Genomic DNA, 21,662 nt, shown 5'->3' on the forward strand with positions numbered 1-21,662 from the left:
AGTTTTAAATTTTATTTTCAATAACGAAATTTGGCACATCTTGCTACACTTCCAGTTTTTATTGTACAAAATGGGCTTCTGTCGTCTGTGTCTGACATGAAGCTAATGTTATTCTCCCTTGTATCTTGTAAAAAGCATCTAATGTTTTAAGCTTAAGCATTAGGTGGAGGAGGGAAGAACTCTGTTTCCCCTCTTAGATATAAAATCTGTAAGAAAGATAAGAGTTCCCTCCTCAAAAGTATAGGCTGGACGGTATCGTAGAAAGACCTAAATGGCTCTAATTCTGTATCCACAAGGTTAGCCTTACTTTTCGTTTTAAATGGTAACGTATGGGGTTATATATGATCAACAACTTTCTTGGAATTGATGTATCAAAAGATCGCTTTGATGTTTTTCTTTCATTCATAAGTAAAAAAGAAAAGCGTGAAACTAGGAAAAGAAGCTTTAAGAACGATGATCTTGGGTTTCAAGGTCTGCTGAGTTTTCTACAAAAGCATAATGTGGAAGAAGTAAAGTCATGCATGGAGGCTACTGGTTGTTATAGCGAAGCTTTGGCTGAATTTCTGCACAATGCTGGACATTTTGTTAGTGTTGTAAATCCTTATTGTATTAAATCTTATACAAGGAGTAAACTCGTAAGACAAAAGAATGATCAGACTGATGCAGAAATTATTGCTGATTATTGCCAAAGACAGGAACCAACTCGTTGGACACCACCTTCTTCTGAAATGAAAAAATTAAAACATCTTTATCGTTGCTCAGTTGCGTTAAAAGATGAATTAGCATTAGTAAATAACCACCTAGAAAAAAAAGAGAGACTGCCTAAAGAAGTTGCAAATGCTTGGGAAGACCTTGCAATGAATATAGCTCAAAAAATAGAAACAATAAAAAACTCCGTACGTGAACTATTAAAGCAACACAAAGAGTTGTTGGAAAATTTTCAACTTCTACTGACTATTCCAGGCATAGGAGAGGAATCAGCAGTAGCTATTTTAGCTGAAATCCCTGACATAAAAGCTTTTAGAGATGCCAGGCAATTGGCAGCATATACAGGAGTTATACCGAAAAATATAACATCAGGTTCATCTGTACATTCTAAACCAAGATTAAGTAAATCAGGTTCACAAACATTACGTAAGGCCCTTTTCTTTCCTGCCATAGTAGCCAAGAATCACAATCCTATCATTGTGAGTTTTTGCCAAAGACTAAAGAAGAAGGGTAAGCATAATATGGCAATTGTGGGAGCTGCAATGCGTAAGCTACTCCATATCATTTTCGGTATCCTGACATCCAAAAGTGCTTTTGATCCAAATCATATCAAGAATTACAGAACTAGGATGTTGACTGTAGTTTAAAATCAAAAAATGCTTCCAATCCATTCAACATATTCACTAACTGTAATCTGTGTACTGTTACACAATCAGAAGTATTTTTTGATTTTATGATACAGCTTGAGTAATTTTTTTGTTGACTAGCAAGACAGTATCTTTATTGAAAAAGCCAAATTGATCAATTAATGTAGCCATTTTCTCACGTTTTGCTAATTCAAATACATCAGCTGGGCAGTGGCCTGAAGAATCTTGATTAGTAGTTCCTTTTGCAATAAAAAAAGATGGTTTATCGTTAAGTAACTTGCAGAAATTTGGCTTATATCCCTTTTTCATATAGTTTAAACTTGTATACTGGTATTCATCTGGAACATTTGAGTATTGAGAATCATACTTTTTATGTTCAAAAAACTCATTACCTAAGAAATTACAAAATGTTAATTTATAATCATCATTATTACTAGACTTAACGACTTTAAGATAATGAAAGTTTCTAGGAATTTTTATCTCTTCTTCTGTAACGTGATTATGTATGACCAATTGGTCATCAAGCATGCAGTAACCTATTTTTGGTAAAGTAGCTACAAGCTTACCGTTTAACATGATATCTGCTTGATAGATATTATCCGATAATTCTTTTCCCTTTTGCAAAGTAAAATTCTGCCCTGCCTTAGCTGGTGCACTGCATTGCTCAGTTTTAGTTAAGTTTTTTATTATTGTTGATATCTCACTAATTTCTAATATATCATGCTCATTTTTTGTGTATTGATACTTATAGCAACTACCATCTTCACATACTGGAAGACATTTTCCTTCTTCATCTGATATATAGATATAATCACCTTCTATTGTAAAATAAAGTCCACCTTTTTCTTCTTGAATTTTTTGTAGTACTGGGTCATTTTCATCGTTAAAATTGATAAAATTGAGTACTCCAGTTATATCTCTACCAGACAATTTGAGGCCAAAGTTAGGACTATCTTTTATGTTGTAAAGCGAAATCAAGATAGGTTTTGATTCAAGCTTTTCTATAATATTGTTTCTATTTGTACTTATTATAGCTTCTTGTTCTACAATAAGATCCTCTTTAATAGAGTTTCCACTTTCATCAGATCTTTCTGCCTGCAGGGGTAAGTTTCCTTCATATAAAGATATTTTATCTCCCTGCTTCTTTAACTTCAAACCATTAATATTCTCTACTTTAATTGTACCAATATGTGAATTGATAACCTTACTATTTTTGTTTAATATATAATATTCAGCAGGAAGTTTAATCAATTTTTTATAGAGCGGATTTTTATCCTCTATTTTAAATATATGTTTTTCCATGATATTACCTTAAATAACCAACAACTTGCTGATTAATGGCACTTAGGCTACTAGGAGGAGAGACATAACTCATAAAACTCCTTGGCTGCTCATTATCTGCCACTATTTTTTCAGTATTAACGAAAGCTCTTTGCTGCTCATTTAATCTTTTTTCCATATGATCTTTGAAAGTAGCCAAACATTTACTAGTTTGTTTGTAATCAGGTAATGATTTTTTCGCAGCTACACACAAGAACTTCAACAACTCATTATGATTTTCATCATTAAGTAATGACTTATTGATAATGGTTGACTGCAGTTCTACTGGATTAAAATTTAGACTTTTCTTTGAAATGCCGCATTTCACAGCTGTTTCTCCTAATACTTCTTCAAATTTTTTTACAATATCTACTGCATCTATTATTTTTGTCACTCGATTAAGCTCCTCTATTTCATTTTTTACTTTATATTTGTCCTGTCCTACCGCAGGGTAAAAGAAATTTATTACTTGAGATATAAATGAAGTTGGTCTGCTTGCTCCGCTTGTCACTGATGATTTTTTAGTTTCCCTCCTTCTTCTGCGTGCACTACAAACTTGATCTGCAGGATTTGTTGTACAAAACATATCTCTTACGCTACTATGCAATGCTTCCGCATTTTCTGCGGATTGAAGTGCTTGATCAGCAGAATCTTCAGCTTCTCCTGTAAGATTCACTGTTTGATTGTGTAGTATTTTAACCTTATCTTCCGTATCTTTAGCTTGTTTGGCAAAACCTTCTGAAGCATTTTTAGCTGCCTCTGCTGCTTTTTTAGCATCCAGAGTTTCATTTTTTGCTTTTCTTATCTCACGTAAAAACTGATCAGCTAATGTAGCACCTATTCCATCTTCTCCCTTGGAACCTGGCAATCCATTCGCACCTGGAGCTCCGGTATCTCCTTTTGGACCTTGTGGACCTGGCATACCCTTAAGACCAGATCTACCAACTTGACCTTTAGGTCCTTGCAAACCTATCTCTCCCTTAGGTCCTTGCAACCCATTCGCACCTGGTTCTCCTTTGTCACCTTTAGAACCTATCTCTCCTTTCTCACCCATATCACCTTTTATTCCCATGGCTCCGTCTAATCCTTTAGGACCTATATCTCCCTTTGTTCCATTTATACCTGGCTCACCTTTTATACCTTGAGGTCCTATATCTCCTTTTAATCCTTCTATACCCGGCTCACCCTTGTTACCTGTAAGACCTTGTGTACCATTGAAGCCCCTCATACCTGGCTCTCCCTTAGGACCTTCTGGACCTTGCAATCCATTTGCACCTGGTTCTCCTTTCTCACCCATATCACCTTTTATTCCCATGGCTCCGTCTAATCCTTTAGGACCTATATCTCCCTTTGTTCCATTTATACCTGGCTCACCTTTTATACCTTGAGGTCCTATATCTCCTTTTAATCCTTCTATACCCGGCTCACCCTTGTTACCTGTAAGACCTTGCGTACCATTGAAGCCCCTCAGACCTGGCTCTCCCTTAGGACCTTCTGGACCTTGCAATCCATTTGCACCTGGTTCTCCTTTCTCACCCATATCACCTTTTATTCCCATGGCTCCGTCTAATCCTTTAGGACCTATATCTCCCTTTGTTCCATTTATACCTGGCTCACCTTTTATACCTTGAGGTCCTATATCTCCTTTTAATCCTTCTATACCGGGCTCACCCTTGTTGCCTGTAAGACCTTGTGTACCATTGAAGCCCCTCATACCTGGCTCTCCCTTAGGACCTTCTGGACCTTGCAACCCATTCGTGCCTGGTTTTCCTTTGTCACCTTTGGAACCTATCTCTCCTTTCTCACCCATATCACCTTTTATTCCCATGGCTCCGTCTAATCCTTTAGGACCTATATCTCCTTTTTCTCCCTTTGGACCTTGGACTTCTCCTGGATTTTTCCTTAGTTCTTCTGCAATGCTTTGTGTTAGCTCGGTATTATTTGCAAGGTTTTCTACTAATGTATGATTAGAATCACTTAGTAACACATCTGCTAGCTCTTCCATTCTGTTATCAGCTAATGCAATGGCTATTCCTGTTTGAATATCTTGATTACTAATAATTCTTCCTGCAACTTGCTTCTCTAATACTAAATCTCCGCCTTGGTCACGATATTCAAGCACCTGATTAGCAATAGTGCCATTATTAATTAATTTTTGTGCAACTTCTTCAGGACTTGCATCTCTACCTTTATCACCTTTAGACCCAGTATCTCCTTTGTCACCTTTAGAACCTATCTTTCCTTTCTCACCCATATCACCTTTTATTCCCATGGCTCCGTCTAATCCTTTAGGACCAATATCTCCCTTTGTTCCATTTATACCTGGCTCACCTTTTATGCCTGGCTCACCTTTTATGCCTGGCTCACCTTTTATGCCTGGCTCTCCCTTAGGACCTTGTGCACCTGGCAATCCATCTGTTCCGGTATCTCCTTTATCACCTTTAGAACCAGTATCTCCTTTGGGACCTTTTATCTTTCCTGGATTTTGTCTCAATTCTTCTGCTATTCCTTCACGTAAGACTGGATCATTTACCAGCACTTTTTTATCTTGATCATCTTTTGCTTCTAGTACTGCTCTTCCTAATTCACCTACTTTTTGAGTGTCAAAGAACTGATGAACAATATTTTCAACTATTGTTTTTGCTGCATTCACATCGCCTTTTAATTTGGCATACTCAAGCAAATACTCAACTAATTTTTCCTTGTCTATTTCTTGCTTCACGATTTCTAGAGCCTTTGGCTGATTATTTAAATCACTATGAAGCAGAAGATACTTAGCAAGTGCCCAATCGCTCACCTTACCTTTTATAAGATTGTGAGCTTCTATCTCGCTCATACTGCTTCTATCAACAAGTAGTTTAGCAAGCTTTTCTGCAAATTTTTCATATTTTTGGAAGGCTATAGGATCGGGATTATTTTTCTTTGTGGCATCGCTTGTTATCTTACTCACAGTATCTTTTATAATGTTTTTTGCTTCCTCTAAAGAAAGTTTACTTACTACTCCTTCAGTAAGTTTTGCTACATCAATTTTATTCACAAGTTCCTGCGAATTAAGATTAATTTTACCGGCAATCTGAGTTGCAAGATTTTCACCTTTGATACCATTTGCGTTAAGAACTGCTTCTCCTAGCTCAGCTTTTTTACTGGTAACTAATTCAGTTGCAATTTCTATAGCACTTGAGGTATCTCCCTTCTCACCTTTTGAGCCAGTATTTCCTTTAGAACCTTCTGGACCAGGAAAACCTCGGTCACCCTTATTACCTTTGGGACCTTGTTCGCCCTTTAACCCCCGTTGACCGTTACGACCTGGTTCGCCCTTTTGGCCTGGAGGACCTTGTACGCCTTTAACTAACGCTTTTAAAGAATCTTCTCGCTTTACACGCTCACCAAAAAGATGTGCTATTCTTTCTGAAAATCCCATGGAATTACTCTGATCTTCTTCCATTATAGCTGCTGCTAAAGGATATAGATGGGCTCTGTTAGAAGAAAATTCGGTAACAACTTGACTAATACTTGGAGTTATTCCATTAGTGCCTTGATTCCCTTTTTCTCCTTTAGGTCCTTGATCACCTTTTGATCCATGCGCACCTGACGATCCAGTATCCCCCTTGTTACCTTGAGGACCAGGCGCTCCATCGAAGCCTCTATCACCTTTTTGTCCCCTTTCACCTGGCTCACCTTTAGGACCTTGTACACCAGTACGTTCTAATCTGTCTATTCTGCGTTTTAAAAGTTCAATTTCTGTTTCTAAATTTATATGTTCTTGAATATTCACATCAACCTCCAAAAAGTTATCAAAATTTTCTAAGTTATAATAATAAGGATATGGACCTGGTCTATTGTCGTGCTCATACCCAAAAGAATTAGGGTTAAAATTATAAAAATTTTTGCATGTGCTATTTTCATACGATATGCAACCAACATAACTATTGCCTAACTTTTTTACTGCGAAATAGGTATCTTGTGCTTTCAAGCTCTCCATTTCATGAAAAGGGAATAACTGGAATGTATTGCTTATACGAGTAAATGCTGAAAGGATATCATTCAATATGCCAACTTTTCCACCAGTTAAATTATATACCTGAGCGCTCCTATATAATTTGTATATATTTCTTGATTCTTTAAACAAATAGTCTCCTATTTTTATTTTGAGTCTTTTATCAGGTGAACTTTTAAGATCTTCCAAAATAAGACTGACATTTTCGCTACTAATTATGTCTTTTGGATCTATTAAAACCTTCCTGTTTTCTAGCAATTCATAATAAATACTACAGCTTTCACGATTATATGCGTTAACATAGAAACCATTTGTGTAACCATGAGGTATACGATCAATAGTATTTATCATAGTATCTTTGCCATCATAGTAATAATAATAAGGTTGATCAGAGGTAGTAACTAAAGCGAATTTGTAATCATTTCTTACGCTTTCTAGCTTTAGTTGTAGCCCTTGAGATAAGTCGTTTAATATACTTCCCACGTCATGCTTGAAATCCCAAATTTCAAAACGCTGACCAGTAGCGTCATCCTGAATAATGTAAGATACACTAGGCAGGCTAAATGTTGTTTTGTTATTTAATCTTATTTGTGCAGGTATCCTACGACCAGTTCTATTATTACAATCTTTTTGTGGAATATCTTCCTTTTCTAGTTTAAAACGCATCTCCACCTCCCTTTGCGATTAGATATAATTAATTTATGGGTATTAATTATTGATTAATACTGATGATCAGTAAATATAATTATATTTTACACTAATTTAGTTATAAATTAACTTGTGAAAGAAAGTTGTTTTTTTACAACTGAGCATAAAAATGCTTTGTATTATCGAACTTCTTACCACTCCAGCTCTTTCATCTTATGGATGATATCGTTCCAGTGCTTGATACTGAAATCTAGTTCTTCCATAACCTCGTTGGAAAGGTTTTCAGTATAGGGACAAATTTTATTAATCTACAGAAACACCCTTACCCTCAGGGTAAAGAAGCTAGTTAAATTTGTCAAGCAATTTTTCATGACCAGCTAGATAAATAGCTACTTCTTCAATTTGATTGAGGTGAAAAATTGATTGCCGTTGCGGTAAATAAGCAGCATTACTGAATCTTTGCCGTCTTTTTTTACTGCTGAATCAATTTGTTTTTGAAAATCATTAGTATTTTCAATATCGATTCCATCTAGTTGAATAATTATATCACCTTTCTTAATAACACGTAGTGTAGAATTACTACTACTATCTACACTAGTAACTACTACACCCTTTGTGGGTGCATTGTTTTTTAGTTCTTTTGGCAAATTTGAAACGGTTAAACCACTTATATAACTAGATGTTGATTTATTTTCTTCTTGATTATTACCTGAATCATCATTTGTAGATTCCTCGATTGCAACCTTGATATTGACTTCTTTACCTTTTCTAAGTAACTTAACCTGTACTTTCTTTCCGGGCTCAGTTCGTGAAACCATATGAGGTAATTGCGTCATTCTATCAATTTTTTTGCCGTCAAACTCTAATAGTATATCACCTACTTTGATTCCTCCTTTCTCTGCAGGACTGCCCTTTACTACGCTTGCAACTAATGCACCTTTGATATCTTTTAAACCCAAGGATTCAGCAAATTCTTTTGTTATAGGCTGAACTTGCACGCCAAGCCAACCATGTTTTATTTTTTTACCACTTTTTAATGTGTCAATAATTGAAATAGCTAGATTAGATGGTATAGCAAAGCCTATACCCACGTTACCGCCAGATTCAGATGGGGAATAAATAGCAGTATTAATGCCTATAACTTTTCCATTTAGATGAAATAGTGGTCCCCCTGAGTTACCTCTATTAATTGCAGCATCAGTTTGAATAAATTCATTCATAGTACCAATACTAATGTCTCTAGATCTTGCAGACACAATTCCTGTACTTACAGAGCCACCTAAACCAAAAGGGTTGCCTATTGCAATAACTGTATCACCAACTCTTGCTTTATCAGAATTACCAAATTCAACAAAAGGAAGATCTTTATCAGAATTAATCTTAAGCACAGCAAGATCAGTTTTTGCATCATAGCCTAAAACTTCTGCTTTGAAATAAGTATTATCGTTCATAGTAACTGTAATATCTTGGGCATTTTTAATAACGTGATAGTTGGTTACTATGGTTCCACTTTTATCTATAATAAATCCAGACCCAAGTAACGTCACTTCTCTATTAATGCTAGGAGCTCTATCGAAAAATTGATCAAAATGCTCGAAAAATTCTCTAAAGTCATCAAAGAAATTATTTCTTGGCGTAAAGGGAATTTTAGTTCTACTGTTATTTTCTTGCTTAACTATTTGCTCACTTGAAATATTTACAACTGCGGGAATAAGTTCTTCCACTATATCAGCAAGCCCTTTATTACAACTACATACAGGATCTGCAACTGTTTTTGCAAACAGATTAGCATATGAAGCAAATGAAATTAAAAAATATGCAAATATAGATAAAATAAATGCTTTACTTTTCATAAACTATTTCCATCCCTTGTTCAAAATATCTAAGAAATTATTATTTGGTGAAAGCACAAATTTAGTATTACCCTCAGCAAATGATTTACTGTAAGCTTTCATAGAGCGATAAAAGTTAAAAAACTCTTCATCAACCTTGAATGCCTCATTATAGATTCTAGTTGCTTCAGCATAACCACGGCCTCTTATTTCATGTGATTCTTTTACTGCACTAGAGACAATTCCCCTTTTTAATTTATCAGCTTTTGATCTAATTTCTTGTCCAGCTTGTTCTCCTTCTGCTCTAATTTCTTTTGCTTCCTTTTCTCTTTCAGTTTGCATGCGGCGGAATATTGCAGAACTATTTTCTTCTGGTAGATCTGCTCTCTTAATTCTTACATCTATTATCTCTATGCCAAATTTTCCAGCTTCAGAATAAACTCCACGTTGAATTAATTGCATAACTTCTGATCTCTTTTCATTCAATAAACTAATTAATGAAAATCTTCCTATATTCTCCCTTATGTGAGCTTCTATGACAGGATATAATCTTCTAACTAGCCCTGATTCATTTTTCACAGTCTGATAAAAAGTGATAGGATCTATTATTTTATATTTTGCATAAGCATCTACTATAATACGCTTTTGATCTGCAGTTATCACTTCCCTTGGAGTTTTATCAGGACTTAGATCTAAAATTCTCTTATCAAGAAATTCTACGTTATTTATAAATGGCAATTTAAAATATAAACCACTGTCCCTAACATCTTTTACGACTTTACCGAGTTGTATAACTATTGCTTGTTTTGTTTCTTGAACAACAAAGATTGAATTAGATAATGCAATCAATAATGCAACAAATACAAAAGCAAAAACAATTTTAATATTACTACTCATGACTATTTTCCTAGATTTGTAAGAGGTAAATAAGAGAACATACCTTTCAGATCGTCTGTTATAACAAATTTATCTACCTTGCTAAAAATATTTTCCATAGTTTCAAGATAAATACGATTCTTAACAAGAGAAGGATTTTGTCTATATTCTTCATAAAGAGATAAAAAGCGATTTGCATTACCTTTCGCTTCATTTATTATTTCGTTCTCATATGCTTCTGCATCTAATTTTATCTTTATTGCTTCACCTTTTGCACGAGGTATAATATCATTACTGTAAGCATATGCTTCGTTTATAGTACGCTCCTTATCTGCACGAGCACTTTGTACATCCCTAAATGAGCTAATCACTTTTTCTGGTGGGTCAATTTTTTTCATTTGAACAGATAAAATTTCTATACCCATTTGATATCCATCAAGAATCTGTTGCAATAAAATTCTAGTATCTCTGGAGATTTCAGCCCTACCTTGACCTTCGAGTGCAAAAGAGATCGTATTTTTACCTATTATTTCTCTCATAGCACTTTCAGCAGCATTTTTAACGCTGAAACCAGGTTTATAATCCCGCACTTTGAATAAATAATCTTTGGCATCTCTAACTCGCCACTGGACCTCAAAGTTAACGTTGACTATATTCTCATCTCCGGTAAGCATCACTCCTTCACCACGATCTGTATCTCGCCCATAAGAGCTGCTTATCCCAATTTCTTCACGATTTACTTCTTTAACATTCACTTTAAAAACCTTACCAATAGGGTAGGGAAAGTGATAACGCAAACCAGATGTTTCTGTATTGGAATATTTGCCAAAAGTAAGTTCTATACCTTCCTCACTCGGATGGACAATATAGAAACCAGTACAAAGATAAAACAACAAAACAATAAAAATGATGAAATAAGGTTTTTTCCCTCTATTTCTGGTTAAGCCATTAAAAAAGCATCTTATATCAGACACAGCTTTACTTAAAATATCTTCATTACTTGAACCTGACGGTTTCTTTCCAAGATTCCAAGGATTACGCTCATCCATAAAAATTATTAATTGTATAACTAATACGCTGATATTACTTAATCTTATCAAAAAATGCAAAACTATTTTGTTTGCAGATTAATGATCGGAGTGAAGGATGTGATCATACACTTCCTTTTTCTCTATATGATATGGTCAATTCTACAGAATTTCTGGCTTTTTTTGAATTCTTTATTGTCGTTTTTGATAAGTATCTTTAGTTGTATATTAATTATTAACATAAAAGACAATGCCTGGGATTTAGGAAACTTAATTTTAATCAAGTAGCTGCATAATAAATCATCGTCAAGTAATAGAATGACATTATCTACTATACAAATTACCTGCAAATTGCAATGTTCGAACAATTGTGTATCTGAGTTTTGAGATGACGAAACTAGGGTTGTATAATCTATACACATTTGTGACAATTTCTTACCTTCGCTCAAATAACTTTTCAATATCGCTTAATTTCATTTCTATATAGGTTGGTCTTCCGTGATTGCATTGTCCAGAATATGGTGTTTTTTCTATTTGCCTCAACAACTCATTCATCTCCTCTAATTTCATCTTTCTACCTGCTCTAATTGATCCATGACAAGCAATTGTAGCTAGTATTTTATTTATTTTATCCTCTATAGGTAGAGTATCTTCTATTTCTATTAATCTATCCACTATATCAATTAGCATTTTCTTCACATCTATTGACCCTAAGATTGCAGGTATTTCTTTTACTATGATCGCATTTTCTGATTTAATTTCGATATCAAAGCCCATTTCGAAAAGCTTATCCTTATAAACTTCTATCATTTCCATACCGGCTTGACTTTTGATTTCAACCATTTCAGGCAAAAGAAGTTTTTGTCTTTTTATACTTGATTTCTCCTTTAAGCACTCGTATACTAGTCTTTCATGGGCTGCATGCTGATCTACTATAATTAGTTTGTCTCTTACCTCGGCAATAATATAAGTATTGTAGATTTGACAGTGTGCAAACCCAAGTGGATAGTCCCTTATTAGATCGGTTTGTTTCCTTTCCAAAATTGTAGTTTCTGCTCGTGGAGGAGATTTTTGCATACCAGTATAATCAAACGATTTTGAATGTTCTGATAAGCTTTTTGTCTCTATATTTGGAGAAGTAAATTTTCTCATTAACTGGTTTTCAAAAGGATCCGACCTTCTTCCATAAAATTCATTTTTAAGACTAGACCTACTAAAAGGATCTGATGATAGATGATTCGTTTTTGTTCCATTCTGAGCCAATACAGTTTCTGCAAGATCTATTCTCTTTGATAGCACTTTTATTAGCCCTCTTCTCACTATTTCATATATTAGCCTCTTGTTCTGAAACCTTACCTCTGATTTATTTGGATGCACATTTACATCAACTTGATCATACGGTATCTCTAAGTGCAGCGCTGCAAAAGGATATCTATTGCTTGGAATAAGGTCGTGATACGCATAACGAATTGCACCAATAAGTAGATTATCTTTAATTGGTCTACCATTAACAAATGTATAGATCTGAGTTGAATTGCTACGATTGACAGTAGGTTTACAGATGTATCCTGTAAGTCTAATGCCATCTTCTTCTTCACTAATTTGCAAAGAGTTTTCATGAAATTCTTCTTCTACTTCGCATAGCCTGCTAAATAATGAGTTCTGCTTAGCATACTTAAGAAGCTTCTTATTATCGGAGATAAGAGTAAACTCAATTCCATAATTGATCATTGCTAAGTTGTTTACAATATCAACAATGCTTTGTGTTTCTGCCCTTTCGGTTTTGAGAAATTTTAGTCTATTTGGTGTGGCAAAAAATAAATCTCGTACTTCAATATATGTTCCTATCGATAAAGGATAAGGAACAAGCTCTCCTATTTTTTCTCCCCCCTCATACCTTATAGACCATGCTTGATCTGCTTTGCTTGCCTTAGATGATAATTTTATTCTGCTTACTGCTGCAATTGAAGGCAAAGCTTCTCCTCTAAAGCCAAGATGCTTGATCTCTATCAATTCACTGTCACTCAATTTTGAAGTAGCATGGCGCATAAACGCAAGTTCTAAATCATCCTTTTTTACTCCGCTACCATCATCGATTACAGTAATGAGGTTACGCCCACCACTTTCTATCTTAATTTCTATCTCTGAGCTTCTGGCATCTATTGCATTTTCCACTAATTCCTTTACCACACTTGCAGGCCTTTCTATTACCTCTCCTGCTGCTATACGATTTATGGTTTTTGTATCTAAAAGAACTATTGCCATTATAATGTTGGTTTTTCTTTTACTGCTTTAGTTTGCCCCTCTCTCCATTTTTTTAATCTATCTGCAATTTCACTATTAGAAATCGACAATATAGATGCAGCAGTAATAGCGGCATTGCATGCTCCACTCTCTCCTATAGACATTGTTGCAACTGGAACACCTTTTGGCATCTGCACTATAGATAATAGACTATCTAGCCCATTTAATTGCTTGCTATGCACAGGAATACCGATAACAGGTAAATAAGTAAGCGATGCAGTCATACCAGGTAAATGAGCCGCTCCTCCTGCACCAGCTATAATAACCTTAAAGCCTTTTTCTTGAGCAGACTTAGTAAAATTAAAGAGTCTCTCTGGTGTTCTGTGTGCGGATATTATAAATACATCATGTGAAATTTCCAATTCTTTTAATAGGTTAATAGCATGCACCATAGTGCCATAATCCGACTCGCTTCCCATAATTACAGCAACATCCTTTTTCATTTTTTCTGTATTAGACATGATTTTATTTACTAACCAAATAGTATTTCAGAAGCAACAGATATTTAAATTAAATTACGAATATGATATAGCATTCTTATTAAATAGAAACTTTAAAAATTGAAATGAATCCCTATATTAAAATATAGAGGTATAAATTTCGGATATAAGGGTCTATTCATAATCTTTTTAGAAGCAAAGCGGTGGAAGCAAGAAGACGATTTGTAAGCTAGTATTGAATTTTGCTTATCACAATTGTCTACACTTTTCTATAAGAGTATTAGAGACTTACCTTTTGACAATACGGCAAAGATTTCTACAGTTACATCCTTTTATTTGTTTCTTTGCAATTACTTTTTTATATATATTTCAAAACACTTTCTTTACTTCCGCTATGTTTTTTACTTCATTTATTAAAATAATCTTGCCATTTTGAAAACATTGTTGATTCACTGAAGCCACTTTTTAGGACCTGTAACACTATGTAAAATATATCCTAAATCTTCTTGATTTTGTTTCTTTCTACAGAACTCTACTCAGTTTTTCTCCTACTCATCTTGCTCTGTTTTCATAATTTACATACTCTATCTCCGGTTTATTCCTTTCTTGAGATCATGTACAGTCTCTAAAACGAGTTTGTAAAATGATTATTTCTGTATTTTAAACTTTGCAATTTCAACTTATTCTCTTTAATAGTAAGTTTTTTACAAAATAATAGTTTGAAATTACTAGTATTTTGATAAAAATTATAGTCAATTTAAAATTTTGAGTATCAGATAGTTATTGACAAGTTATATACTATTAATATATTGGTATATTAAATATTATGATATAATATTTAATAAAGCTAGTTGGTATGTGAGAGTAAAAATTATGGAAACAATATCATTAAACAATCTGGATAGTGAAGCAATAAAAAAAAAATTGCTGAGCATAATAAGTAAAATTATAGGAAAAAATACTTGGACTCAAGCTTGTGCGGCTGAGAAACTTGGTATTGATCAACCAAAGGTGTCACAAATTAAAAGTGGTAAGATAAGTGGTTTTTCTTTAGAGAGACTGTTAGGTTTTTTGAAAAAGCTTGATCATGAGATAACAATTACAATAACAGAAAATCAATCAGTAAAAGCTAAAGAAGAAAAAGTAGAATGTAGAATTGGATCTCAATAGATCTGAAGTTGACATCTTATTTTTTGTGATATAGTATAAAGCTTATCAAGGTGGTATTTTATGGTTGAGTCTATTGTAGAAAAGTGTGTAGAACAGGTACACAACCGTTTTAAATTGGTTCTGCTAGCAAGTCAAAGAACGCATGATTTGAGTACAGGGGCAAGCGATCCCGTTGAAATGGTTAAGTTTAAAGATCATAAGGATACGATAGTTTCTTTATATGAAATAGCAGAAAAGAAGGTGAATACTCATGAGTTGTTTAACCTTTTGGTGAAAAGGTGCAAGGAGCACATGAAAGGAAACACAGATAATACTTATATTAATAGTCCAAGTAAGCTAGCAAATTTGTTAAATTTTTCTGATCATCAACTTAACACAAGTCTGGATGTAAGTCAAGAAAGCCACGATGATGAAATAGATGATCAAGATAGTGGTGAAGAAGTACCGATTTAGAAATCTACAGAGGTTATAATAGTTTATAAATGATTAGTATTGCTATCTATGTGCTTTTGTTCTGTATGAGTGTAATGTTATGTTGTATAGTATTTAGGTCAAGTGACGTTTACAATAAGATTTTAGCATTCAATAATTTATCAACACAATTAGTTTTACTCATAACAGCAATATCGATTGTTCTTAATGATTTTTTTTTAATTGATATAGCATTACTATATGCTAGCATCAGCTTTATATCAACTATAGCGCTAATGAGATTAATGTTGTTTTGATAATTTATGGTAGCATCCATTCTCATATTTTTAGGTGTTTGTTTAATAGTCATTTCAAGCGTAGGAGTAGTAGTATTTCCTGATTTCTATACTAGACTACATGCTGCAGGTATTGCAGATTCTAGTGGCGCAATGTTGTTGTTGATTGGTTTTGCTTGGCAAAATGAATTTTCAATCAATACTATTAAAGTTATATTATTGATTTTTATAATATGGATAGCCAATTCAACTAACAGTTATATTTTAGCGCGTACTTATTATAAAAGTAAAGACTATTAAAGAAGGTTAAGATGCTAGAAATACTGAATCTAATATTACTTTTGCTGTTACTCACGGTTACAGTTTTTATAGTTCTTTCGAAACATTTGGTTGTAAGTGCTGTTCTAATGTGTGTATTTAGTTCACTTATTGCACTTATGTACTTGATTATGAATGCGCCAGATGTTGCAATTACTGAAGCTTCTGTTGGTGCAGGATTGAGCACAGTCTTTACGTTTGCAGCACTCTCTTTGGTAAAGAATTACAAAGCAAATTTATCTCATAGCCCCACAACACTTTTTTTTATGTTATTTTTGACTGCATGTTTATCATACTTTATGATTCAATTACCAGATTTTGGCAGTCATAATGCTCCAGTTCACTTGCACGTTGCTCCTTATTATGTAGAAAATACTGAAAAAGCTATTGGTATTCCTAATATAGTGACAGCTGTTTTAGCAAGCTTTCGTGGCTATGACACATTTGGAGAAACTATAGTAGTTTTTACTGCTGCACTTTGTATAATGTTAATATTAGAAGAGAAAGAAAGTGATTAAAGATCCGGTATTAAGTGCAGTAACATTTTTGATGATACCTTTTATCATTTTTTTTGGTTTATACATACAGTTTCATGGTGACTATACTCCAGGTGGAGGTTTTCAGGCGGGAATAATTATTGCTTCTGGGATAATATTATATTCTATGTTATTTGATATACCTACAACTTTAAAAGCAATACCTTACTCTATTATCAAATTTACTAACGTACTAGGTATTTTAACCTATGGAGGAGCTGGTATTATAACAGTTTTATTTGGCCAAAATTTTTTATCCTATAGTATATTGTCAGCTGATAGTAGAACAGGTCAAAAATTGGGTATTTTCTTAGTGGAGCTGGGTGTATTGCTTACCGTCTCTTCTTCCATGTTAATCATATATATAAATTTTGCTCGCAAGAAAAAACAATGACTCTATATAATTATGTAGGCATTACTATATTAATGGTGCTAGCTTTCTATATCATTGTAAATGATAAAAACTTAATCAAAAAAATGATGGGATTAAGTGTCTTACAATCATCTGTTTTGTTGTTTTACATATCTTTAGGGTATGTAAAAAATTCTTTACCTCCTATATTGACTTCAAATTTTCACTTATATACCAATCCTATACCTCACGTCTTAATGCTTACTGCTATAGTGGTTGGAATTGCAACATTTTCAGTTGGATTGTCCATATTAGTAAGAATAGAGAGATTAGTTGATTAAGAAGAATGTGAATAAATTGATAGTATCTTAAACTATATGAAGTAGCAAGTAACTATAAATTAAGAATAAAACTATAAGCTTGCTAATTGTAAGTTTATTTGATAAATAAGAAATAAAATTATAAACTGTAAAGGTAATGATGTCAACTATTAATGGTACGGAAGATAGGAAAAAGATCATCAAAGATCTTGTAACCAAAAGTATAAGAAAGGGCGGTTTTATCACTTTTGATGATATAAATGATAAGTTGTCAGATGAAAATTTTTCAACTGATTTTATAGATGACACTATAGCTTTATTGCAAGACTCTGGAATTAACATACTCGAAAGTAGTGAAGATGAGGAAGAAGCTCCTTCTAATAATGATGGTAATAAGCTTGATGATGATGAGACATCGTTGAATACTACTACAACTTTAGTGCAAAACGATGATCCAGTAAGGATTTATTTACAGGATATGAGCTCTGTAAAGCTTTTGTCACGAGCAGATGAAATTAAGATAGCAAAAAAAATTGAATCTGAAAAGCATAACATGTTACGTGCAATAATTGAAACATCAGTGGCATTCAAAATAATCAAAACATGGCGTGATGATTTAAGTGGTGGAACTTTTTTACTGAGAGAAATTATAAATCTGGATGCAATTTATAACTCTGATTTCAATATGGTAGACAAAGAAGAAAGTGAAGCTGAAGATGTTAGAGATTGTGTTAATGATGAGGAAAAAGGTAATGATGAAAAGGGAAATGAGAGTGAAGACATAAGTTCAGCTAACTTAAATATTTCTGTTCTTGAAATGGAAAGTGATTTATTGCCAAAGGTTATCACGGCATTGGATGAGATCATTGCTTTAACAAATGAAGCATTGGTATTGAAAAAAAATTCTAAAGATTTCTCTAATGAGCTAGAAAATTTATATAATCAAATATGGTCTGTAGCATTACAAATTCAGTTTAGTGATGCTGCTATTACCAGAATTACACAAAAACTTTACGAAATAAATAGACTAATCACGTTTGAAGAAGCTAATCTTATTACTGAAGCTAGAAAGTACGATATTGATAGAGAAAGTTTTTATAATGTTTATGATGATGTGCTTTTAGAGCACGAGTTTAGTGAAATAAGTTTTCTCAAGATTAATGAAAATCAATCTCTTTTTACAGGTGAATTAAAAAATAAATTCTTAAGGTTTATAAACGATAGCTGTGAGTATATAGCTAGTGCCTTAAGCAATATTAAGAGTTATGTACAAGGAGATAGAGTTCAGGAGTTTAAGAAGGTAATCAAGAGAATACAGAAACATGAACAAGAAGTCTCTCAAGCAAAGCAAGAAATGATTAAGGCTAATTTAAGGCTGGTGGTTTCGATTGCTAAAAAGTATTCAAAAAGAGGCCTTGATCTGCTTGATTTGATACAAGAAGGTAATATTGGTCTTATGAAGGCTGTGGATAAGTTTGATTACAAACGTGGGTATAAATTTTCGACTTATGGTACTTGGTGGGTAAAACAATCAATCACTAGGGCAATACCTGAACAGTCTAAAGTAGTTAGAATACCAGTACATATGGTGGAAATTATCAGTAAAATCAACAAAGCATTAAGAAAGATGACTCATGAAATGGGTAGAGAGCCTACATTAGAGGAATTGAGTATAGAATTGGCGATGCCGCTAGAAAGAATACGCAAAGTTATGAAGATAGCAAGAGATCCGGTAAGTCTTGAAGCTCCAACAGGAAAGGATGATAGTAGTACCTTCGGTGATTGTATAGAAGATAAGCGAGTTTCTAAACCAGAGGATGCTGCAATACTTGCCGACTTGCGTGGTATTACGACCAATGTTCTTGCAACTTTAACACCAAAAGAAGAAAGAATTCTAAGGATGCGCTTTGGCCTTGGTAAAGATGGAAAGGAGCATACCTTAGAAGAAGTAGGAAAAATTTTTAATGTTACACGTGAAAGAATTAGGCAAATAGAGGCAAAAGCACTACGTAAGTTGAAACATCCAAGCCGTGCTAAAAAACTTAGAGGTTTCTTTTAAGGCAGAAGGGCTGCTCAAAAAATAGGTAAAATTCAGCCAAAGTTCTATAATTTCACCCTATTTTTCTTTTTTTATAGGCTTTATAGAGCAGTATGATTAGATATTGAATGTTATGGCAAATAAAAATAATAACTCTAATTCAAAGTGTAAAAATTTTTGTGTTCTGGGTGATAGTTTATCTGATAATGGTGTAATTATTGAAATTTTAATAACTTATCCTTTGTAAGAAACGTGAAACTTAATGCCCCTTTTTATTAAGGAGGATTTTTAGCAATGGCCTTACTGTTGTTGAATATGTATCAAAGTATTTAGGTTTAGAAGAATTTAAGTCATCATGGAGATGCTCATTTTTTGATCGATACTATGAACAGCAAGGTCATAACTATGCGATTTTATATGCAACAGCATCTGAAATTCTTAACCCTATTTTTTCTTATTTCCTCAATAAATTTCGTTTAGCTGATTAACTAAACGCAGTAATTAAACATCATCCAGACGTAGGTAAAGGAGATTTTATTTTTCATTATAATCGAGGAAATAATATTATGGGTGCCACTGCTTATAACAATGTTAAAGCAGAAAAAGTATTGAAATAAAGCGGTTAGTGAAATATGTAATGCATTTGGTTCTAAATGAATATGGTGTAAAGCATGTGATTGTTGCAAATGTGACTGAGGTTGGTTTGATACTAGCTTTAATAAAGACGAAAAGCAAGAGAGCTGGCTGCAACAGCTTACACAGAGTTTTAATACAAAATTAGCTAATAATTTAGATTATATGAAGAAAGGTGCAGATCTTGAAATAAAAGCATTCGATCTTAACTCTAAAATGAAAAGTATGCTTGGTAAATATAAGAGCAAAGGGTTAAATGATCGAGATGCATACCTATCAAACATCGTAGACCAGTTTAGGGTAGGGTGATTTGGAAAAAGTATAAAGATACTCTTGTTGATATTTAAAGGAAGGCTTGATACTTACTATAATTCTGGATGCAGCACAGAAATACTAAAGGATTATTTCTTTTTTGATTATTTTTATCCAACTGCAGAACCTTGTTGTGAAGTTGGTAATGAAATGTATGAGTTGATAAAAAATTAGATTTCTTTTAAACATCTTTACGGTTTGTAGTAACTATCTGCGTAGCTGAATGGTAAAGGGAGGGGGGTAAACAAAATAATCTAAAATATAGAGAAAATACAACGGTGCTTGATACATACTATTGCGATTTTATCCTCTTTTTGTCATTTTAGTGCTAGAATGACATTCTGCTAGTGAAGTTTATTCTTTGATATATTAACTATAAATATAGAGAAGTCTTACTAAATAAAAAGGTAAAAGGAACCTCTGAGTAGTGAAATTTTGACTCTATATTGCTGTAAGTGGTGCTGTAATAATGTTCTAACAAGCGCGACTTGGCTGAATATAGAAAAAATTTAAAAAACCGCTATAATTTTATGTAATCTACCAATAAACACCTAAGTTTTTACTGGATTTTGTGATTGATCCTACAGTCAAAAACAAATTTTGAGTCATAAATACTTTTAGTGTCATAATAAAATAGGGAGGTTTGTCAAGTAAAGTTCTTTATTTCATTAGATGCGCTGCCAAATTGTTATGCAAGCAAGTTTTTTAGTTTTCGTATATCCGAAGTAATTCTTGTGCATTGGCCTTGATTAGAGTCGGACATTCTCTATCATTTAATAATGAATGCAATATTTCAATTGCACCTTTAATGTCGTTACTGTGTATCTTTACTATAGCGATAGCTTCTTGGCTTGAATAAGGGTACACTGCATTTGATTCTAAATTACTAATTTTATCTCTATTTGTTTTTTCACCGCTGGAGTGAAGTAAGCTCATTACTTCTAAGTATTGTGCTAACTCACGCAAAACATCAGGAGCATCTTTATCGTCTGCCAAATCATTATAAATAATAGATGCTGTGTCTGTTGGCATTGAATCTGAGATATGATTGAATGCGCGTTCAAAATTTGCTAAATACTCCCAATTTGAATCTATTTCTTCTAGCAGTGACTTATTATCTTTTTTTAAGAATAATACTTCGTAAAACTTGTCACCTGCAGTTATAGATTGTTTTGTGTTATCAATGTTGCGCAATAAGTATAATGTGATGCCAACTAACATTGGCGCGAGTGCAAGCAGAAAGATGTATTTTTTCATGGTAATATTCCAAATAGTTATATATTTATACATTAATGCTTTTGATTTGCAAAAACATATTGACATAGTGATTATATCACATAATAATATTCTTAGAGTTGTTTGAATAGTTGGAGATTAAAATATTTCTAAAGTAGAAATAAAGACAGCAGTATTAAGCTAAATTATTTTTTGTCGGATTTATCCGATGTACCCTCAACCTTTTATAGGTTGAAGTCT

Annotated in this window: 18 protein-coding genes; 10 read left to right on the plus strand and 8 right to left on the minus strand. The window is 33.4% G+C overall.

The features are described from left to right. Positions 1–341: 341 nt before the first annotated feature. Positions 342–1,355, plus strand: a complete 1,014-nt coding sequence (locus tag AAHF52_RS05550; RefSeq protein WP_264376686.1) for an IS110 family transposase — start codon at positions 342–344, stop codon at positions 1,353–1,355. Positions 1,356–1,439: 84 nt separating this feature from the next. On the opposite strand, the gene AAHF52_RS05555 is transcribed toward AAHF52_RS05550, so the two are convergent. The 7 genes from AAHF52_RS05555 to purE form a co-directional block, all read right to left on the minus strand. After that, complete coding sequence (locus tag AAHF52_RS05555) at positions 1,440–2,657, minus strand: hypothetical protein (protein WP_264376714.1); 1,218 nt, start codon at positions 2,655–2,657, stop codon at positions 1,440–1,442. 4 nt (positions 2,658–2,661) lie between these two features. Next, the gene (locus AAHF52_RS05560) at positions 2,662–7,338 is read right to left on the minus strand and encodes a collagen-like protein (RefSeq protein ID WP_264376715.1); all 4,677 of its coding nucleotides are present in this window, start codon (positions 7,336–7,338) and stop codon (positions 2,662–2,664) included. Between the two features lie 371 nt (positions 7,339–7,709). Next, positions 7,710–9,173, minus strand: a complete 1,464-nt coding sequence (locus tag AAHF52_RS05565; protein ID WP_007302429.1) for a DegQ family serine endoprotease — start codon at positions 9,171–9,173, stop codon at positions 7,710–7,712. A gap of 3 nt (positions 9,174–9,176) precedes the next feature. Continuing rightward, positions 9,177–10,049, minus strand: a complete 873-nt coding sequence (gene hflC, locus AAHF52_RS05570; RefSeq protein WP_007302430.1) for a protease modulator HflC — start codon at positions 10,047–10,049, stop codon at positions 9,177–9,179. A gap of 2 nt (positions 10,050–10,051) precedes the next feature. Continuing rightward, positions 10,052–11,077: an FtsH protease activity modulator HflK gene (hflK, locus tag AAHF52_RS05575; RefSeq protein ID WP_007302431.1), complete on the minus strand. Its 1,026-nt coding sequence runs from the start codon at positions 11,075–11,077 to the stop codon at positions 10,052–10,054. Positions 11,078–11,491: 414 nt separating this feature from the next. Continuing rightward, on the minus strand, positions 11,492–13,321 hold the full coding sequence (gene mutL / locus AAHF52_RS05580; RefSeq protein ID WP_264376716.1) for a DNA mismatch repair endonuclease MutL: 1,830 nt from the start codon (positions 13,319–13,321) through the stop codon (positions 11,492–11,494). Then, a complete protein-coding gene (gene purE, locus AAHF52_RS05585; protein ID WP_007302433.1) occupies positions 13,321–13,821 on the minus strand; it encodes a 5-(carboxyamino)imidazole ribonucleotide mutase in 501 nt (166 codons plus the stop codon). The genes mutL and purE overlap by 1 nt, the downstream gene beginning before the upstream one ends. 852 nt (positions 13,822–14,673) lie before the next feature. On the opposite strand from purE, the gene AAHF52_RS05590 reads away from it, so the two are divergent. The 9 genes from AAHF52_RS05590 (at position 14,674) to AAHF52_RS05630 (ending at position 20,183) form a co-directional block, all read left to right on the plus strand. Continuing rightward, positions 14,674–14,970 carry a helix-turn-helix domain-containing protein gene (locus tag AAHF52_RS05590; protein ID WP_007302434.1) on the plus strand — a complete coding sequence of 99 codons (297 nt, stop codon included), beginning with the start codon at positions 14,674–14,676 and terminating at the stop codon, positions 14,968–14,970. Between the two features lie 60 nt (positions 14,971–15,030). Then, a complete protein-coding gene (rpoZ, locus tag AAHF52_RS05595; protein WP_007302435.1) occupies positions 15,031–15,423 on the plus strand; it encodes a DNA-directed RNA polymerase subunit omega in 393 nt (130 codons plus the stop codon). A gap of 29 nt (positions 15,424–15,452) precedes the next feature. Beyond that, positions 15,453–15,698, plus strand: coding sequence for a monovalent cation/H+ antiporter complex subunit F (locus tag AAHF52_RS05600; protein ID WP_012481980.1), 246 nt, complete (start codon positions 15,453–15,455; stop codon positions 15,696–15,698). Between the two features lie 6 nt (positions 15,699–15,704). Then, complete coding sequence (mnhG, locus tag AAHF52_RS05605) at positions 15,705–15,977, plus strand: monovalent cation/H(+) antiporter subunit G (protein ID WP_012481981.1); 273 nt, start codon at positions 15,705–15,707, stop codon at positions 15,975–15,977. Positions 15,978–15,988: 11 nt separating this feature from the next. Then, the gene (locus tag AAHF52_RS05610) at positions 15,989–16,513 is read left to right on the plus strand and encodes a DUF4040 domain-containing protein (protein ID WP_010404272.1); all 525 of its coding nucleotides are present in this window, start codon (positions 15,989–15,991) and stop codon (positions 16,511–16,513) included. Continuing rightward, positions 16,506–16,925 (plus strand): Na(+)/H(+) antiporter subunit B, encoded by a 420-nt coding sequence (locus tag AAHF52_RS05615; protein ID WP_007302439.1) that lies wholly within the window; start codon positions 16,506–16,508, stop codon positions 16,923–16,925. The genes AAHF52_RS05610 and AAHF52_RS05615 overlap by 8 nt, the downstream gene beginning before the upstream one ends. Beyond that, the gene (locus AAHF52_RS05620; RefSeq protein WP_052264668.1) at positions 16,922–17,224 is read left to right on the plus strand and encodes a cation:proton antiporter subunit C; all 303 of its coding nucleotides are present in this window, start codon (positions 16,922–16,924) and stop codon (positions 17,222–17,224) included. The genes AAHF52_RS05615 and AAHF52_RS05620 overlap by 4 nt, the downstream gene beginning before the upstream one ends. A 139-nt stretch (positions 17,225–17,363) precedes the next feature. After that, positions 17,364–19,262 (plus strand): RNA polymerase sigma factor RpoD, encoded by a 1,899-nt coding sequence (gene rpoD, locus AAHF52_RS05625; RefSeq protein ID WP_052264669.1) that lies wholly within the window; start codon positions 17,364–17,366, stop codon positions 19,260–19,262. Positions 19,263–20,039: 777 nt separating this feature from the next. Beyond that, positions 20,040–20,183, plus strand: coding sequence for a hypothetical protein (locus AAHF52_RS05630; protein WP_007302443.1), 144 nt, complete (start codon positions 20,040–20,042; stop codon positions 20,181–20,183). A gap of 708 nt (positions 20,184–20,891) precedes the next feature. On the opposite strand, the gene AAHF52_RS05635 is transcribed toward AAHF52_RS05630, so the two are convergent. Further along, positions 20,892–21,509, minus strand: coding sequence for a hypothetical protein (locus AAHF52_RS05635; RefSeq protein ID WP_029237695.1), 618 nt, complete (start codon positions 21,507–21,509; stop codon positions 20,892–20,894). Positions 21,510–21,662 lie beyond the last annotated feature (153 nt).

The organism is Wolbachia endosymbiont (group B) of Melanargia galathea (genome assembly GCF_964030625.1).
Classification (GTDB): Bacteria; Pseudomonadota; Alphaproteobacteria; order Rickettsiales; family Anaplasmataceae; genus Wolbachia.

Bases quoted from the DNA above. Each gene is read 5' to 3' on its own strand.
- AAHF52_RS05610 (WP_010404272.1), top strand. From the start codon at position 15,989: ATGCTAGAAATACTGAATCTAATATTACTTTTGCTGTTACTCACGGTT.
- AAHF52_RS05635 (WP_029237695.1), bottom strand. From the start codon at position 21,509: ATGTCAATATGTTTTTGCAAATCAAAAGCATTAATGTATAAATATATA.
- AAHF52_RS05590 (WP_007302434.1), top strand. From the start codon at position 14,674: ATGGAAACAATATCATTAAACAATCTGGATAGTGAAGCAATAAAAAAA.
- hflC (WP_007302430.1), bottom strand. From the start codon at position 10,049: ATGAGTAGTAATATTAAAATTGTTTTTGCTTTTGTATTTGTTGCATTA.
- rpoD (WP_052264669.1), top strand. From the start codon at position 17,364: ATGTCAACTATTAATGGTACGGAAGATAGGAAAAAGATCATCAAAGAT.
- mnhG (WP_012481981.1), top strand. From the start codon at position 15,705: ATGGTAGCATCCATTCTCATATTTTTAGGTGTTTGTTTAATAGTCATT.
- AAHF52_RS05600 (WP_012481980.1), top strand. From the start codon at position 15,453: ATGATTAGTATTGCTATCTATGTGCTTTTGTTCTGTATGAGTGTAATG.
- AAHF52_RS05565 (WP_007302429.1), bottom strand. From the start codon at position 9,173: ATGAAAAGTAAAGCATTTATTTTATCTATATTTGCATATTTTTTAATT.
- AAHF52_RS05620 (WP_052264668.1), top strand. From the start codon at position 16,922: ATGACTCTATATAATTATGTAGGCATTACTATATTAATGGTGCTAGCT.
- AAHF52_RS05560 (WP_264376715.1), bottom strand. From the start codon at position 7,338: ATGCGTTTTAAACTAGAAAAGGAAGATATTCCACAAAAAGATTGTAAT.
- AAHF52_RS05555 (WP_264376714.1), bottom strand. From the start codon at position 2,657: ATGGAAAAACATATATTTAAAATAGAGGATAAAAATCCGCTCTATAAA.
- AAHF52_RS05630 (WP_007302443.1), top strand. From the start codon at position 20,040: ATGAAGAAAGGTGCAGATCTTGAAATAAAAGCATTCGATCTTAACTCT.
- mutL (WP_264376716.1), bottom strand. From the start codon at position 13,321: ATGGCAATAGTTCTTTTAGATACAAAAACCATAAATCGTATAGCAGCA.
- rpoZ (WP_007302435.1), top strand. From the start codon at position 15,031: ATGGTTGAGTCTATTGTAGAAAAGTGTGTAGAACAGGTACACAACCGT.
- hflK (WP_007302431.1), bottom strand. From the start codon at position 11,077: ATGGATGAGCGTAATCCTTGGAATCTTGGAAAGAAACCGTCAGGTTCA.
- purE (WP_007302433.1), bottom strand. From the start codon at position 13,821: ATGTCTAATACAGAAAAAATGAAAAAGGATGTTGCTGTAATTATGGGA.
- AAHF52_RS05550 (WP_264376686.1), top strand. From the start codon at position 342: ATGATCAACAACTTTCTTGGAATTGATGTATCAAAAGATCGCTTTGAT.